Annotated in this window: 17 protein-coding genes; 16 read left to right on the forward strand and 1 reads right to left on the reverse strand. The window is 66.8% G+C overall.

What is annotated here, in order from left to right; all coding sequences use genetic code 11:
• The first annotated feature begins 6 nt into the window (after nucleotides 1-6).
• From CDA09_RS14020 to CDA09_RS14080, 13 genes are all read left to right on the forward strand, one after another.
• On the forward strand, nucleotides 7-303 hold the full coding sequence (locus CDA09_RS14020) for an integrative conjugative element protein, RAQPRD family (protein WP_050416226.1): 297 nt from the start codon (nucleotides 7-9) through the stop codon (nucleotides 301-303).
• A gap of 16 nt (nucleotides 304-319) precedes the next feature.
• Nucleotides 320-550: a DUF3262 family protein gene (locus CDA09_RS14025; RefSeq protein ID WP_121429218.1), complete on the forward strand. Its 231-nt coding sequence runs from the start codon at nucleotides 320-322 to the stop codon at nucleotides 548-550.
• Nucleotides 551-682: 132 nt separating this feature from the next.
• Nucleotides 683-1,069, forward strand: coding sequence for a TIGR03745 family integrating conjugative element membrane protein (locus CDA09_RS14030; RefSeq protein WP_164844421.1), 387 nt, complete (start codon nucleotides 683-685; stop codon nucleotides 1,067-1,069).
• Nucleotides 1,070-1,077: 8 nt separating this feature from the next.
• On the forward strand, nucleotides 1,078-1,512 hold the full coding sequence (locus CDA09_RS14035) for a TIGR03750 family conjugal transfer protein (protein ID WP_121429220.1): 435 nt from the start codon (nucleotides 1,078-1,080) through the stop codon (nucleotides 1,510-1,512).
• A gap of 15 nt (nucleotides 1,513-1,527) precedes the next feature.
• Nucleotides 1,528-2,301, forward strand: a complete 774-nt coding sequence (locus CDA09_RS14040; RefSeq protein ID WP_121429221.1) for a PFL_4703 family integrating conjugative element protein — start codon at nucleotides 1,528-1,530, stop codon at nucleotides 2,299-2,301.
• Nucleotides 2,298-3,350 carry a TIGR03749 family integrating conjugative element protein gene (locus CDA09_RS14045; protein ID WP_121429222.1) on the forward strand — a complete coding sequence of 351 codons (1,053 nt, stop codon included), beginning with the start codon at nucleotides 2,298-2,300 and terminating at the stop codon, nucleotides 3,348-3,350. Before CDA09_RS14040 ends, CDA09_RS14045 begins: the two co-directional genes overlap by 4 nt.
• A gap of 10 nt (nucleotides 3,351-3,360) precedes the next feature.
• A complete protein-coding gene (locus CDA09_RS14050; protein WP_164844422.1) occupies nucleotides 3,361-4,815 on the forward strand; it encodes a TIGR03752 family integrating conjugative element protein in 1,455 nt (484 codons plus the stop codon).
• Nucleotides 4,802-5,251: a TIGR03751 family conjugal transfer lipoprotein gene (locus CDA09_RS14055; RefSeq protein ID WP_164844423.1), complete on the forward strand. Its 450-nt coding sequence runs from the start codon at nucleotides 4,802-4,804 to the stop codon at nucleotides 5,249-5,251. The genes CDA09_RS14050 and CDA09_RS14055 overlap by 14 nt, the downstream gene beginning before the upstream one ends.
• 13 nt (nucleotides 5,252-5,264) lie before the next feature.
• Entirely contained in the window at nucleotides 5,265-8,114 is a 2,850-nt protein-coding gene (locus CDA09_RS14060; protein ID WP_121429224.1) for a conjugative transfer ATPase, read from the forward strand.
• On the forward strand, nucleotides 8,114-8,650 hold the full coding sequence (locus tag CDA09_RS23380) for a hypothetical protein (RefSeq protein ID WP_164844424.1): 537 nt from the start codon (nucleotides 8,114-8,116) through the stop codon (nucleotides 8,648-8,650). Before CDA09_RS14060 ends, CDA09_RS23380 begins: the two co-directional genes overlap by 1 nt.
• Nucleotides 8,647-9,966 (forward strand): integrating conjugative element protein, encoded by a 1,320-nt coding sequence (locus CDA09_RS14070; RefSeq protein ID WP_164844425.1) that lies wholly within the window; start codon nucleotides 8,647-8,649, stop codon nucleotides 9,964-9,966. The genes CDA09_RS23380 and CDA09_RS14070 overlap by 4 nt, the downstream gene beginning before the upstream one ends.
• Before the next feature lie 62 nt (nucleotides 9,967-10,028).
• A complete protein-coding gene (locus CDA09_RS14075) occupies nucleotides 10,029-10,340 on the forward strand; it encodes a hypothetical protein (RefSeq protein ID WP_121429227.1) in 312 nt (103 codons plus the stop codon).
• Nucleotides 10,341-10,351: 11 nt separating this feature from the next.
• Nucleotides 10,352-11,941: a conjugal transfer protein TraG N-terminal domain-containing protein gene (locus CDA09_RS14080; protein ID WP_121429228.1), complete on the forward strand. Its 1,590-nt coding sequence runs from the start codon at nucleotides 10,352-10,354 to the stop codon at nucleotides 11,939-11,941.
• A 14-nt stretch (nucleotides 11,942-11,955) separates the two neighbouring features.
• Here the strand turns inward: CDA09_RS14080 and CDA09_RS14085 are convergent, their stop codons facing one another.
• Nucleotides 11,956-12,264, reverse strand: a complete 309-nt coding sequence (locus CDA09_RS14085) for a hypothetical protein (RefSeq protein WP_121429229.1) — start codon at nucleotides 12,262-12,264, stop codon at nucleotides 11,956-11,958.
• Between the two features lie 32 nt (nucleotides 12,265-12,296).
• Here CDA09_RS14085 and CDA09_RS14090 point away from each other — a divergent pair, with 32 nt between their 5' ends.
• The 3 genes from CDA09_RS14090 to CDA09_RS14100 are packed head-to-tail and all read left to right on the forward strand — an operon-like array spanning nucleotide 12,297 to nucleotide 14,574.
• Nucleotides 12,297-13,118, forward strand: a complete 822-nt coding sequence (locus CDA09_RS14090; RefSeq protein ID WP_121429230.1) for a DsbC family protein — start codon at nucleotides 12,297-12,299, stop codon at nucleotides 13,116-13,118.
• Nucleotides 13,115-13,534 carry a TIGR03757 family integrating conjugative element protein gene (locus CDA09_RS14095; RefSeq protein ID WP_121429231.1) on the forward strand — a complete coding sequence of 140 codons (420 nt, stop codon included), beginning with the start codon at nucleotides 13,115-13,117 and terminating at the stop codon, nucleotides 13,532-13,534. Before CDA09_RS14090 ends, CDA09_RS14095 begins: the two co-directional genes overlap by 4 nt.
• 11 nt (nucleotides 13,535-13,545) lie before the next feature.
• Nucleotides 13,546-14,574, forward strand: a complete 1,029-nt coding sequence (locus CDA09_RS14100) for a TIGR03756 family integrating conjugative element protein (protein WP_164844426.1) — start codon at nucleotides 13,546-13,548, stop codon at nucleotides 14,572-14,574.
• Nucleotides 14,575-14,578: the final 4 nt, after the last annotated feature.

The following is a 14,578-nucleotide window of genomic DNA, read 5'->3' on the forward strand; positions in this document are numbered from 1 at the left end:
TCCGTCATGCCATTGCTGCTCCGCTTCACCATCGCCGCCCTCGTCGCAGCTACCACCTTGCCGGTGGCTGCCGACACCGACCGCGAGCGCGAGAACCTCGCGCGCCTGGAACATGAGCTCGCACTTCTCAGCTCCGAGGTTCGCGCAGCGAAGGCAGATGCCCCCTCCATTGCCCGCATCCATTTTCAGTACGACGAGCTCGCCCGCGACCTCGATCTCATCCGTGCGGGTATTGCGGACCACCTCGACGCACCACGGCATCCCCGCCCGATCGAACCGCTAAAGGGCGACTACCGGCGCTGAGCCCGGAGGTACCGCCATGTCGCCCCAGCAGTCCGCCGCCTTCGCCGCCGCGGCCGGCTACCAACCCGGCTACATAGGGCTCTTCTTCGCCCTGCTCGTCGGCGCTGTGGTCGTTCTCTGGGCCGCCGACATGGTGCGCAGACTCGGGATCGAAGGCCTCGACGACCCGCGCCGCCTGCCGATGCTCCTGTTCTACAAGCTGCGTGTGCTGATCATCGTTCTGCTGCTGATCTATCTGCTCAGCTAGATCGCGACCGCCTCGGCAGGCCGGGCCGCAGGCCTGCCGGCGTTCCACGTTGCGGCGCCTCACCACCTCACGGAGGAAACCATGAAACTCCTTATCCAACCTTCGGACGCAGCGAACGCCGCGGATCGTCACATGACGACAGCCCCCATGCTTCCCCAGCGGTGCTGGGCGAAAGCCACCGCCCGCATCGCTTTGCTTGGCCTTGGCGTCCTCGCCTCGGTCTTCGTCGCCGAACCGGCCCTGGCCGAGTTGCCGACGGCCGTCGCCGCGGACGGTGCCGCTTCGGGGGACTACATCGAGATCGGCAAGCAGTATTTCAAGAACGGCCTGCTCGTCCTGGGTCTCATCATCGCCACGCTGGGCTTCATCGCGGTCGCGGCCGGCGGAATCGCGAAATTCAACGAGTACCGCATGGGCCGGGCCGAACTCGGGGACTTGGGCGTGCTGGCCGTCGTCGGGGCCGTGGTGCTGGTGCTCATGGTCTACCTCCTCAACGAGGCGGCCACCATCATCGCCTAGGCGCCGCCATGGACTCCTCTAGCCCACAGGCGCCGACGCCCGATGCATCCAGCGGAACGGGCCGCGCGCCGCTGCCCGACCGCGTGAACGCGGAGCCCGCGATCATCAAGGGGCTCTCGTACACCGAGTCCAAGTGGGTCATCGGGCTGGCCTTCCTGCTGTGGTTCCCGGTGGGCGGCGTGGTGGGCCTGGCCCTGCAGCACTTTCCGGTAGCCGTCCTCATCATCGCCACTGGCCCCATCGCCACGGTCTGGGTCGCGGCGGGGTACCTCGCCACGATGAAGCGCAATCGCCCCGATCACTACTACGTTCAGCTGCTCAAGCGTCGCGCGGCGCGCCTCGGCCTCATCCGCTCTCATCTTGTTTCGCACGCGGGCGCCTGGGACCTCGGCCGCACACTCGTGCCCCCTAAGGTGGCGAAACGCCGGAACCCGTTGTGCTGAGCCCGGAGCATTGCCATGCCTGCCTACACCGACAACCTCGCAAACGCCCGCGCGACGATTCGCCTCCAGTCCTGGGCCATCCTCGTCGCGCTGGTCATCGTGCTGATCGCGGTGGCCGACCGCTTCGTGAGGCAGACGGACTTCACCGTGCATATCCCGCCAGACCTCTCCCGCGGGGCCACCATTCAGGCGGGACGTGCTCCGGAGGTGCCGCCTCCGAACGTCTATGCCTTCGGCTACCTCATCTGGCAGCAGCTCAACCGCTGGGCCAAGGATGGCTCCAAGGACTACGTCGCGCAGATCTACGCGCTCCAGAACTACCTGACGCCGTCCTGCCGCGAGCAGCTCCTCAAGGACGTCAGCGTCAAGTCCGGCGATGCGGAACTGATCCAGCGCACCCGCGCCCTCCTGGAGATTCCCGGGTACGGCTTCACGGCGAACCGGGTGACGGCGCACGGCAACGGTGGATGGACGGTGCTCCTCGATGCCCAGATCCTCGAGACCTCCAGGGGGATGCCCGTGAAGGACACCTTCATCCGCTATCCCCTGCACGTGGTGCGCTACGACGTCGACCGGGAGCGCAACCCCTGGGGCCTCGCCCTGAACTGCTTCGCCCGCCGTCATCCCGAACGGATCGACCCGCAGGCCCTGGAGGCGCCGATCGCCGCCCAGCCGGCGCCGGCGGTGCCGCTGCCTCCGTCCGCGGCACCGTCTGCCACCACTGCTGGTTCAGACCTGCCGCAGGCCGTGCCGCCGCGGCTCCCGGACACGAAGGAGGAGGAGTCATGATCGCCATTCGCGCCGCCACCGCGCTTGTTTGCCTCGGCGTTCTTGCTTCTGCCTCTGCGCAGGAGCCCGAAGCCAAGACGCCCTCCCCGGTTGGCCTGTCGCCCGGGCCTGTCGGATCGGGGACTGCGCCAACCTGGCATCCCGCCGGCACGACGACCATGGATCTCGGCACCCTCCCCCCAGAGCCGGCCCCCAAGCCCGTTCCGGCACCCGCACCCCAGTCCCACGGCTCAGCCGCCGGGAAGCCTGCAAATCCTCTATCGCCCCCGGAAACGCAGGCGCTGCCGCGGTCACCCGATCGCCCCGACGACCGCCAAACTAATGTCGGCCGCACCCAGCATGTGCTGTTCGAGCGCCTTCCCGTCCGGGTGCTCCTCAGCCCAGGGCGGGAGCGCCTGCTGCAGCTCCCGTTCGTGGCATTGATGGATGTGCCCGCTAGCCTGCAGGGTCTGCTCGAGGTCCAGATTATCGAGGACACCGCTTATCTGACAGCGAACGGACCCTTCCCGCGCGCCCGGCTGTATGCGCAGGCAATCGACGGCGGCGCGACGGTTCCGCTCGATATCGAGTCGATCGAAGGCGTCCAGGTCCCGCCGATGCTCCGCGTCCATCTGCCCGGTGATGCCGCAGAGAGTAACGAGCTTGCCGAAACCCGGCGGAACGACGAGCCGGCGGTCGACATGATCCAGCTCACTCGCTACGCGGCTCAGATGCTGTATGCGCCGGCCCGCCTGCTCCCCACGCAGCCGGGTGTACGCCAGGAACCGGTTGATCGGTCCCCCGTGGCCGGCCTCTACCGGGGAGGAGAGATCGAAACGGCGCCCTTGGGGGCGTGGTCGAGCGGGTCGCTGTACGTGACCGCCGTGCGCTTTACCAACCGCACCGGGCGCGCCATCGACCTCGAGCTGGACACGCGGTGGCTGCGCGGGCAGTGGATCGCCGCAACACCCCAGCACTGGCATCTCTTGCCCTATGGCTCCGAGGCCGACACGACAGCCGTCTACCTCGTCTCCGATCGGCCGTTTGCGGCCGTGCCGCTGTGGCGCTAGGAGCCTCGCCATGCAGATCGCACAGAACAGGCTCGTCCCCTTCCTCGCCGTGATTGCCCTCATCGTGACGGGCTACATCCTCTATCGGCAGAGCGAGACGCCGGGCGTCGAGCCGGGGCCGCCCCTGAACGCAGTGCCGGAAGTACCCCTGCCTCCCACCGCCAAGGGGGCCGACGCCGATACGCCGCAGGAAACCCTCAAAACCGTGGTCGCGGGCTACACCGAGTTGAACGACCAGGTGCAGTCCCTGATCGCCGAAAACCGGCGCCTGCTGGAGCAGAACGATCGCCACCAGCGTGGCGAGGATCGCATCCGCGAACAGCTTCGCCGTGAGTTGCGTACCGAAATGACAGCCGAAATGGACGCCCTCAAGCGCCAGCAGGGCGCCGCGGCCGACTCACAGGCATCGAGCGATGTGCTGGGATCAGCGATCGGCGCAGGCAACCTCCCTGCCGGCTTCGGCTTCGACAAGGCGAAACCTGATGCGGCTGCGCTGGCCGGGATCGCTGCACCGACCCGCGTCCTGCCGCTGGGCTACGAGATGGGCAAGGGCGCCGACGGAAGGCAAGGCGTCGTGCGCAAGGTCACCCTCGCCGAAGCGGCGCCGCCCGCCCGCCGTACGGCACGTGCCCCGGCCCGAACGGCGCCCCCTGCCCCCACGCCCTTCTACACGATCCCCGAGAACGCGACCCTGACAGGCGTCGCCAACATGACCGCGATCATCGGCCGCGTACCGGTGGATGGCAAAGTGACCGATCCGATGCAGTTCAAGCTTCTGCTGGGGCCTGAGAACCTGGCCGCCAATGGTCATTACCTTCCCCGCAACCTGGCCGGCATCGTGGTGTCGGGCGTTGCCATCGGCGACATGACGCTCTCCTGCGCCGAGGGCCTCATCCAGTCCATGACCTTCGTCTTCAACGACGGAAGCATTCAGACAGTCAGCCGTCGCCGCGACGGAACGACCCCGTTGTACGGCGCAAGCGGTGGGGCAGCCGGCGGCAAGCCTTCGCTCGCCGCGGCGCCGAAGCTCGGCTGGATCTCCGACCGCCACGGCAACCCATGCATCCCCGGGCAGTTCGTGACCAATGCCCCGGCCGTCCTCGCCGACACCATTGGACTGCGGAGCCTGTCGATCGCGGGCCAGGCGGCGACCGCGGCCCAGACCACCACCACGGAGAACGTCTTCGGCACAACCTCCAGCCGGGTCACCGGGAGCAAGGGCACCTACATCCTCGGGCAGATGGCGAGCGCCGGCACCGACGAGGTGACGAGCTGGCTGATGCGCCGGCTCGCCGACAGTTTCGATGCGGTCGTCGTACGCGCCGGGGGCGAGGTGGACGTGCACATCGACACCGAGATCCAGATCGACAAGACCCCCGACGCGCGGCGAATCGACTACGGGCGTCTCGACGCCCCGGCAACCACGACTTCCCATCTGCGAGGTAGTTACTATGGACTGGACTGATTTTCCGCGGTTCGCACGTCTCATCGCAGCTGCCACGGTCGCGGCCCTCGCCCTCGCCGCCTGCAGCGTGGCCGGGCCCCGCAAGTCGCCCTTGCCGGACGACGGGCCCACCGTCGAAGAAATCTACCGCCAGCGCACTTCCGAGTACCAGCGCATCCGGGCCCGCGAAGCCCTCCCGCTGCGGCCCGCCACCGAAGTCCTGCCCGGCCCCGTCCTGGAGCCGGCGATGCTCCAGCTCGAGCGCCGCTTCGCCCGGCTCCCCAACCCGGATCTCATCATGGTCGTGTTTCCCCACCTGTCCCGAGGGAAGTACCCGGCACCGGGATACGTGACGGCATTTCCGATGTACGAGCGGGTCGAGTACCTGGTCCCAGGCGAGGCGGACGCGCTGCGGCCGGCGCACGATTCCGGCGCCAGCCGGGTGGCCCACCCCTGAAGGAGCGACGGCCATGCTCGGATTGATTCGCATGCTGGGGCTCGCGCCAACCGCCGGGTCCGCCCCTGCCGACGCGGAGGTCTCGCGCCGCGAGCCCGCCGTGCCGAGGAACCCCCTCCCGGTGCGGGAGCGCCAGCGGCTCGCCTCCCGCCCACCCAGCATCACCGACCTGCTGCCTTGGCGGGACTTCGACGAGAAGACCGGCACCTTCCTCCTTGAGGACGGCGTCTCGCGCGCACTGCTCTACGAGCTCGATCCGATACCGAGCGAAGCCTGCGCCGATCAGTATCTCAAGGCGCGCTGCGCGGAGGTCCAGGCTGCGCTCCAGGCCCTGCCCGAGTACGACGAGGCCCCGTGGGTCGTCCAGTTCTTCTGCAACGACGACACGGATCTCTCGTGGCAGATCGAGCGCATACGCGACTACATCGTCTCGGTGCACGCCAAGGCACCCGAGCGGGCGCGGCAGATTCTCGCGAGCGACTTCACGCGCCACTTCCTCGCCGAGATGACGGAGCATTTGTCGCTCGTGGCCCGACCCGAGGGCCTCTTTCTCGATGAGGGGGTGTCGGGCAACCGGTGGCGCGGTCAGATCCGCCGCGTGCGCTGCGCCATCTATCGCCGTTTCCCGCCAGGCTTCGACTTCTCCCGAGAGCTCCTCGATCCGGTCGAGACACTGCAGCAGACGGCGCGCGGGCTCGTCGCCGGTCTGGCGCAGACCGGCGTCCATGCCCGGCCGATGAACGCCGCGGACTTCTACTCGTGGCTGTTGCCGTTCTTCAACCCGAAACCCGACTTCGCCAAAACCGTCGGTGACCTCCTCCGGCTGTGTCCGTACCCGCAACCCGACGAGGCGCCAGACGACCTCGATCTTGGGGAGTTGCTCTTCCTCGCTGCGCCGAAGTCGGATCCGACGGCCGGTCTGTGGTTTTTCGACGGCCGGCCCGTGCGGGCGCTGGCACTGCAGTCGATGCGCAAGCTCCCCGAGATCGGCCACTTCACCGCCGAGCGCGATCATGCCGGCAAGCTCTTCGCGCGCTTCGACCGCTTTCCCGCCGGCACGATGCTCTCGGCGACCGTCGTCATCTGCCCGCAGGACACGATGACCGGTCGCATCGAAACCATCAAGAGCGCCTCGCGCGCAAACATCCTCGAAGCCGCTCACACCTACGACGAGGCGGTGGCCGTCCTCGACAACATGCGCACCGACAAGCTCTACCCGATGTACCTCACGCTGTTCGTGCGGGGCGAAGACATCTCTCAGCTGGGGCGCACGGTGGCAGACCTCACCGCCGCCCTGCATACATCGGGGCTCCGGTTCATTCAGCCAGTGGACGAGCTGCACGGCTGCGACGTCTTCCTGCGCGCACTCCCGATGTGCTTCGACCCCCGGTTCGACGCGCGCCACCTGCGCCGCTCGCGCCTCGCCTTCGCCTCCCAGATCGCGTCCCTGCTTCCCCTCTATGGGCGCGCCCGCGGCACCGGCAACCCCGGCTTCTGGCTCTGGAACCGCGGCGGCGAGCCCCTCCTGTTCGACCCCTTGAATCCGCACGACCGCAACAAGAACGCCCACCTCCTCACCCTGGGTCCGACCGGCGCCGGCAAGTCAGCGACCCTGTGCTATCTCGCGATGCAGATGATGGCGATCTACCGACCCCGCTTCTTCATCATCGACGCAGGGAAATCCTTCGGCCTCCTGGGCGAGCACATGCGCCGCCACGGGCTCACCGTCAACCAGGTCGAGCTCACCCCCGATACGCATGTCAGTCTGCCACCCTTCGCGATGGCCCCGCGGCTCTTCGATCAGGAAGGCATCAAGGCCCTCGACGAGGCATTCGGGACGCCGGATGACGATGAGCTCCCGGACTCGGACCCCGACGGGCTACGCGCGTCGCCCGAGGACGATGACGAAGGTGCGGACCCCGGCAAGCGCGACATCCTGGGCGAGATGGTCATCGCGACGACGCTGATGATTACTGGCGGAGAGGAATGCGAGATGCGCAAGATGAGTCGCGCGGACCGCTACCTGGTCGCTCGGGGAATCCTGGCCGCCGCGCGCCAGGCCCGCGACCGCGGCCAGCCGCATCCCCGGGTGCAGGACGTCGCCCACGCCCTGATGGCCATGCGTGGCGACGAGAATCTGGGGCCCTCGCGGCGCGACCGAGCCGAGGAGATGGGCCAGGCCATGATGGTCTTCTGCGACGGTCTGCGCGGAAGGCTCTTCAACCGCTACGGCGCGACCTGGCCGGATGCTGACGTGACGATCGTGGAGATGGGCACGCTGGCGCAGGAGGGATATGAGGATGCCCTCGCGGTCGCCTATACGTCCCTGATCACGCACGTCCAGGCGCTGGCCGAGGCGACCCAGTATGACCACCGCCCCATCATCAACCTCACCGACGAAGGGCACATCATCACGGCCAATGATCTGCTGAACGTGTACTCCGTCAAGATCACCAAGATGTGGCGGAAGCTCGGCGCGTGGTACTGGCTCGGCACCCAGAACATGCAGGACTTTCCGGCATCGGCCTCCCGCATTCTCAACATGTGCGAGCACTGGGTGCTCCTCACCATGGATCGCGACGAGATCGCGCAGGTCGCCCGCTTCCGCACCTTGACCCCCGAGCAGCGCGCGCTGATGGAGTCCGCCCGCAAGGAGCCTCCGAAGTACACCGAGGGGGTGATCCTCAATCCGCAAATGCAGGCCCTTTTCAGGAACGTGCCCCCGCCGCTCGCCATCGCGCTCGCGATGACGGAGAAGCACGAGAAGGCCTGGCGCCTGGACATCATGAAGGCAACCGGCTGCACCGAACTCGAGGCGGCCTACGCGATTTCCCGCGAGATCGCGGCGAAGAGGGCAGCGTGATGGACACACAGGATCCGCGCGAACCCCTTGCCGCCGACCTTATCCTAGCCGCGCAGCTCGATCGGGTCACGGCCGAAGCCCGCGGACACCACCGGCTGCTCTTCCTGGAGTGCGTGCCCGACGACGCATTTGCCGTGTGGGCCCGCGCCAAGGCGCTCTCGGAGCCGGACGACGTGGCCTACATCCACCTTCTGGCGAGCGGCCAAGGCCTCATTTCCGGGGTCATCGTCGGCCTCGAGGTCGACGGCGACGATCTGGACGACGACCTCAACACCGTGCTCTTCGGGCGGGCTCTGGTCCTCGTGTCCGGCATCGAAAAAGCCCGCCAGCACCTGGGCGAGCGCCTGTTCCAGTGGCTGGAATGGGCCGCTATCCGGCTGCCACTGACGGTCGCCAATACCTCGGACGCGATGCCGTTCGTAAGTCGCCTCGGGCACCACCCCGTCGCCGTCGATCAGATCCTCGACGGCCGGTTCTCGGGCACAGCCGCCGAGCTCGCGGGCCGTGTCATCAAATCCTCACGGACGAACCCATGAAGACGATGCGAAGCATTACCACCGCCGTCCTCCTTGGCCTCGCCGCCACGGCCCTCCAGGCCGCGGACATCCCGAGCACCCGATCCGGCCTCTACTATCGACTGGGAGGCGGCGATTCCGCATCGCGTGCGGCCAACCCCCACGGCGTGCCCTACAAGCTCGCCCTGTCGGGGGTTGCCCGCCTCCACTACTCGTGCGGCGCCTATGACTTCGAGGTTTCGTTCCAGAACCTCATGAACCGGTTCGCGCAACTCGGCACCCAGGTCACGAACGCCGTTCAGGCTGGGATCGCCGCGTTGCCGCTGTACCTGTTCCAGCGGGCATCGCCCGGGCTCTACGAGCTATTCCAGACCTACGCGAAGAAGGCCGAGGTGGCAATCCAGATCGCCACCAAGAGCTGCGAGGAGATGGAGGCCCAGATCAAGGCCGGCGAAGATCCCTACGAGGATTTCATTCGCATGGCCCGGGGCGAGGCTTGGAAGCAGCAGGCGACCGTCACCAGGGATGTGGTGGTGGCGAAGGACAAGGTGGGTGCCAGTGCCGGGAATGAGGGTATCAGTTGGATCGGAGGGGAAAAGGCCGGGGGAGTCGCCCAGGAGCCTGTCCGAATAGTGCACGACACAGTATTCGGGGGCTTCAACGTCACAATGGGGCAATCGCCCAAGACGCCGGCTGCAGCCTATCCTGCTGTCAAGTTGACTGCGACCTTCCCCTCTCCGGGAAGCGCCGCCACGTTCGGAACAGACGTACTTGGCGACGTGGAGATAAGTACCTGCAAGGAAAATGCCTGCCCCGTCCCGCAGTCGAAGACCGGCCTTGGCCTAATTCAGAAGTTCGAGCTTGAAATCCCAGTCGTGCAAGGGCAAGTCGATGCTCTATTTGCCAACGTCGTGCCACGCGGGACGGATCTGGCGGCGGCCTCCGCTCCCGGTATCGTCGTGACCCGCGAGCTCGTCGACGCCATTCGCGAGCTCCCTGCCATCGAGCAAGGTATTGCGCGCCAGCGCCTGGTCCAGGACGTGGCACTGGCCAGGACCGTCGACAAGGCACTGATCATCCGGAACCTGCTCCTGACGGGACGGATGATCCCCGAGGTGTACAAGACCGCCAATACACAGATCGAATCCAAGCTCGCCGAGCTGAACCGCCACATCGACGACGTGCTCTATGAGGCCAACGTCCGTAAGCGAGTCATTTCCGAGACGGCAACCATTCTGCTGGACAATTATCACGCGGCCCGCGCCGCTTCGGCCGCGAACGCCGTACAGCAGCCGGTCGACCAGCGGCCCATGATCGACGGGCGGGTCAGGAAATGACCGTTCACCCGTTACCGTCGCGACGCCGACGCCTCGTCCCCCGTCCTCTCGCCCGCTCCGTCATGGCCGCCCTGCTGGCGGTTATTGGGCTCGCCGCCTTCGTCGTGGTAGCGCTGATTGCGCTCGGATTCCGCGACGATCTGGAGGTCCTGCATCAGGTCATCGGGCGGATCAAACCGTACCTTGCCGGATTACACCTCCTCGCGATCGGCGCCCTGTGGCTTGCCTGGCCGTGGCTCACCCGCCGCTTGCCGGCGCACTGGCCCGACGAAGCCCGCGCGGCCTTCCTGGGCGCGCGCCACCGGATCTGCATCGGCTTGCTCTTCATCGAGCTCATCGTGGTGCTCGGAATTCCATTCGGCCACAGCATGTAGGAGGACCTGCCGTGAGCGTCGACAGTTACCTGGAGCTCTTCACCACCATGTACGGCTGGGCGTTCGCGGGCATCTTTCGCGACATCCTCGTGGACACTGGCATCATCTTCCTCCCCTTCCTCTTCATCATCATTGGCACCTGGTTGCGCGCCCATGAAATGAACGCCGTCGAAGGCGCCGATGCGGCCTGGATGGTGAGGAAAATGGAGGTCGAGTTCTGGACCGCCATCTTCGTCATGGCCTTCTGCTTCACGCCGGTCGGCACCAGCCTCCAAAACGTCAGTCTCCGCCACACGCCCGCAGCGACCGCGCTCAATCCGGCTCCCGCCACTGCAACCGGAACGAGCTCGGACAGCACCTACGACGATGCCTTCAGCTCGGTGCCGCAGAACCTTGCGCTGCCCCCCTGGTGGTTTTCCGTCATGGGCCTGTCTGCCGGGTTCAATGATGCGGTGCGCGGCGGCATCTCGGGCGGCTTGAGCGGCCTCCGGGAAGTGGAAGAATTCGCCCGCTCCGCCGCGGTGGAGGATCCGACCCTGCGCGCGGAGGTGCAGCGCTTCTACAATGAATGCTACCTGCCGGGCCGGTCCCGTTATCTCGAAAATCCGCCATCCCCTGCCGCGGCAGCCGCGCTGGAGGCCTACGGCGAAGGGGATCCCGACTGGATGGGAAGCCACGCCTTTCAGGCCGACCCGAACCTCTACCCGGCCCTGCATGCGCGTGCCGGCGTGCCGGGGTTTGCTCTCGACAAGGCCGTCCGGGATGCGGATATGGATGCCAACACCGCAGTCCCGGACTACGGGCGCCCCACCTGTCTCGAATGGTGGGCGGATCCTGCGATCGGGGTGCGAGCCAAGCTGGTCAAGGGCGTCGGCAATCTCGCGGCGATGCCGACCTCGCTGACCGAGAAGGTGGCGCTGGTGTTCAGCCCAGTCGCCGTCGAGAAACGGGACGACGGATTGGCAAGGCTGGCCACGGGGCGGTCATATCCGGCGCTCGCGCCCGAGACGATGCTCCCCGATGACAATCGCCGCTGGTACCAGGCCTTACTCGGAGCCGGACCCGACGTCGCAGGGATGGCGGGGATGGTGAACAAGGCGCTCCACACCCAGGCTTCCCGCTTTCCCATCATCCAGTTTGCAACCCTGGCCCAGCCCCTGATCCTCATGGGCATCTACATGTTCCTGCCCCTGATCCTGGTCTTCGGGCGCTACAGCCTTCAAATCATGTTCCTGGGTGCGCTCGCGATCTTCACGGTCAAGCTTTGGGCGGTCCTCTGGTACATCGCGATGTGGATCGACGAACACCTGTGGATCGCGATGTACCCGGACGCCGAGCACCTTCTACTCAACGTCCTGCACCTGGAGTTCGACGCGGCGCTCAAGCGTAGCACCTTGAATACGCTCCTCATCGGCCTTTATCTCGGCCTACCCTTGATCTGGAGCGGGATGATGGGATGGGCGAGCCTGCACGTAGTGCATGGCATCGATGCCATGAAGCACAGTGCAATTACAGCGGGCATGGCGGCGGGTCAATCCGGAGCGCATATCGCCACCCGTTTCGTCGGTGGCGTCGGGCACACACTCCGGCGGGGACGATGATGATGGCGTCAGACTCAGAAATGGACGATCGGGTCGCCGGAATATGCGCCGACTCTCTCCCCGTTGCGACCGACAGAGACCGGTTCGCGACCATGCACCGTGTAACCGGTGTAAGCCCCCTCGGTAATGTCCAGGCCCCCAAAAGGTCCGTAGTCGAACGGCGCGATGTCATTTCGCCCGAACGCGTCAGTGCCGCGTTCATGATTTTCTGCATCCGCATCACGCCCTGGCGTCAGGAAGAAAGCCAACAGCTTCCCCATGCCCGCCAGAAGGGCAAACGCGCAAACGAACATCGCGCGGATCAGGTTCGCAATTGGCTTCATACGTACCTCCTACACGCGTGAGGAATGTACCAATGACAATCACCCACCCTAAAACATACGCCGCCCGACCCGGTACGTACACCTCGAAGATGTACCGCGCTGTAAGCCACGTGGTGGCGGGCGCGATCCTCCTGTCCTTCTCCGTCGGCATCGCTACGGCCGATCCAATCAAGGTGACCGACGACATCAAGGCCGCCGTCACGCGCAACACCGCCGGGCAGGTCCGGCCCGACTCGGTGGCCCCCACGCCAGTTTCCGGCATCTACGAGATCGTCAATGGAACGGACGTCTTCTATGTGGACGCGACCGGGCGCTACGCCTTCGCGGAGGGTCGCCTGGTGGACATGGTTGATCGCCGCGACCTCACGCAGGCGAGGCTCGAAGCGCTCGCGGCAATCCCCTTCGCCGATCTGCCGCTCGACCTTGCGATCAAGACGGTGCGCGGGAACGGCTCGCGGCGGCTCGCCGTGTTCGAGGATCCGGCTTGCCCTGCGTGCCGGTCGCTACAGCCCACGCTCGCCGCTCTCGACAATGTGACGATCTACACCTTCACGTACCCCGTTGTCTCCCCCGAATCGATTCCCGCAGCGGTGGCCGCCTGGTGCGCCACGGGCGGTCAACAGGCCGGTCAATGGCAGGCCTACATGGAAGGCGCGCCGGCGCCACGGCAGATTGAGCCCCACTGCGAGCCGGCCATGGAGCGGGTCGGGCGGATCGTCGAGTTTGGGCGTAGCCGTGGTATCCGCAACACGCCCACCCTCGTGCTGGCCGACGGGCGCCGGGTGGTCGGGGCGATCCCCGGCCCCGAGCTCGAGGAAGCCCTGACGCGCACTGTCGGGAAAGCAAGCAAGTGAACACGACGATGCGCCGGCTCGTCGCGTCGCTGACCTGCGCCGCCGCCCTTCCGCCCGTCCAGGCTCAGGAGCGGGTCGAGGTCTTCCTGCTCGGCACGCAGCACGTGCGCGGCACGGGAACGGCGACGGTGTATCACGTTGACGGCATGGAACGAATTAATGCCGCCCTGTCCGCCGGCCTACCCCCCGACCCCGCTCGGGCCGAAGCGATCGCCAGTCGCCGCTTCGAGGCGCTCACCGAGGCCGACCGCCTGGCGATCGGGGCCAGCGCACAGGGCTTGGCCGCGGCCATGCAGTACCGGCTCACCAAGGTGCCGGCAATCGTCTTCGATGGGGCGGCCGTGGTTTACGGCGTGGAGGACGTGAATCAGGCCCGCGCCATCTACCAGACATGGCGTGCCCGGCGCGGCCGGTAGGAGGAAGCGGCATGCACGCATATTCCGTCACCCGGTCGGCCGCGGCGCCGCGTCTGCACGCGCTCTTGGCCGCCTGCATCATTACCTGCGCGCCCCTGTCGGGTGCGGTGGAGTTCACCACCGCCGCCGCCCTCCTCGCCCAGGCTGTCGCCAGCTACCCGGCCTGCGGCGCGTGGCATATTTCGGGGATCTGCTACTGGTTGCAGTGCACGCCCGTCGGCTGCTCCATCCGCACGTCTACCCGCTTCAGCCACTTCGCCCCCGACCTGGTAGTGAGCACCTACCACGACGTGGCCACGCACCCCTGGCCCGAGATCGGCATCCCGCTCGCTGCCGCGAGCCAAGGTCTCCTCGGGACACTGCTCGGCGTCGACCTGGCCGACAGCGCCGGCACACATTCGCAGGCCGATCGCACAGACAAGCAGCGGCGCTTCCGCGACGCGGATGTTATCGGCCATCCCGCGGCTGGACTGCCCGACCTCGTCACCTGCCCCTCGGCTGTGATTCCCTTCGTGCCCTACTACCAATCGACCCTGGACGCGGCCGTGTGGCGTTCTTATCTGCCGGCAGAGCTCCTGCTTCCGGCCTCCTGGGTGCCGGGCATGCGCGAGGTCGGCACCTGGCCGCTCAACACCTGGGGCAACCTCTATCCGCGCACCGGCGAGGTGGTGCAGCAGCACGAGGTCAAGGCCGCCGCGGTCCTGTCGCAGCGCATCGCCGATTTCATCACCCGGCCGGCGCAACCGCACGTCTACACCTACGTCGCCTCGGGCGGCACACGGCGCCGGCGCGGTCAGCTGGTGTGGGATCCGCCGCCGGCGCGGGAGAACGATCCGATGGGGGGCCTGTGGCAGATGAACGTCGCGCTTCCCACACCCTGCCACATCTTCGGGCTCAATGACACTGCGAGCCCAGTCTCCTACGGCGACGCCATGACCACCCGTTCCGGAAGCTACGCCTACACGCTGTGGCGTCCGTACGCCTGCTGCCGGGTGCGCGGCCAGATCTTTCTCGGCAGCATCCAGTTCGGCTTGTGGTGAATGC

The sequence above is a fragment of the Azoarcus sp. DN11 genome, assembly GCF_003628555.1.
Lineage (GTDB): Bacteria > Pseudomonadota > Gammaproteobacteria > Burkholderiales > Rhodocyclaceae > Aromatoleum.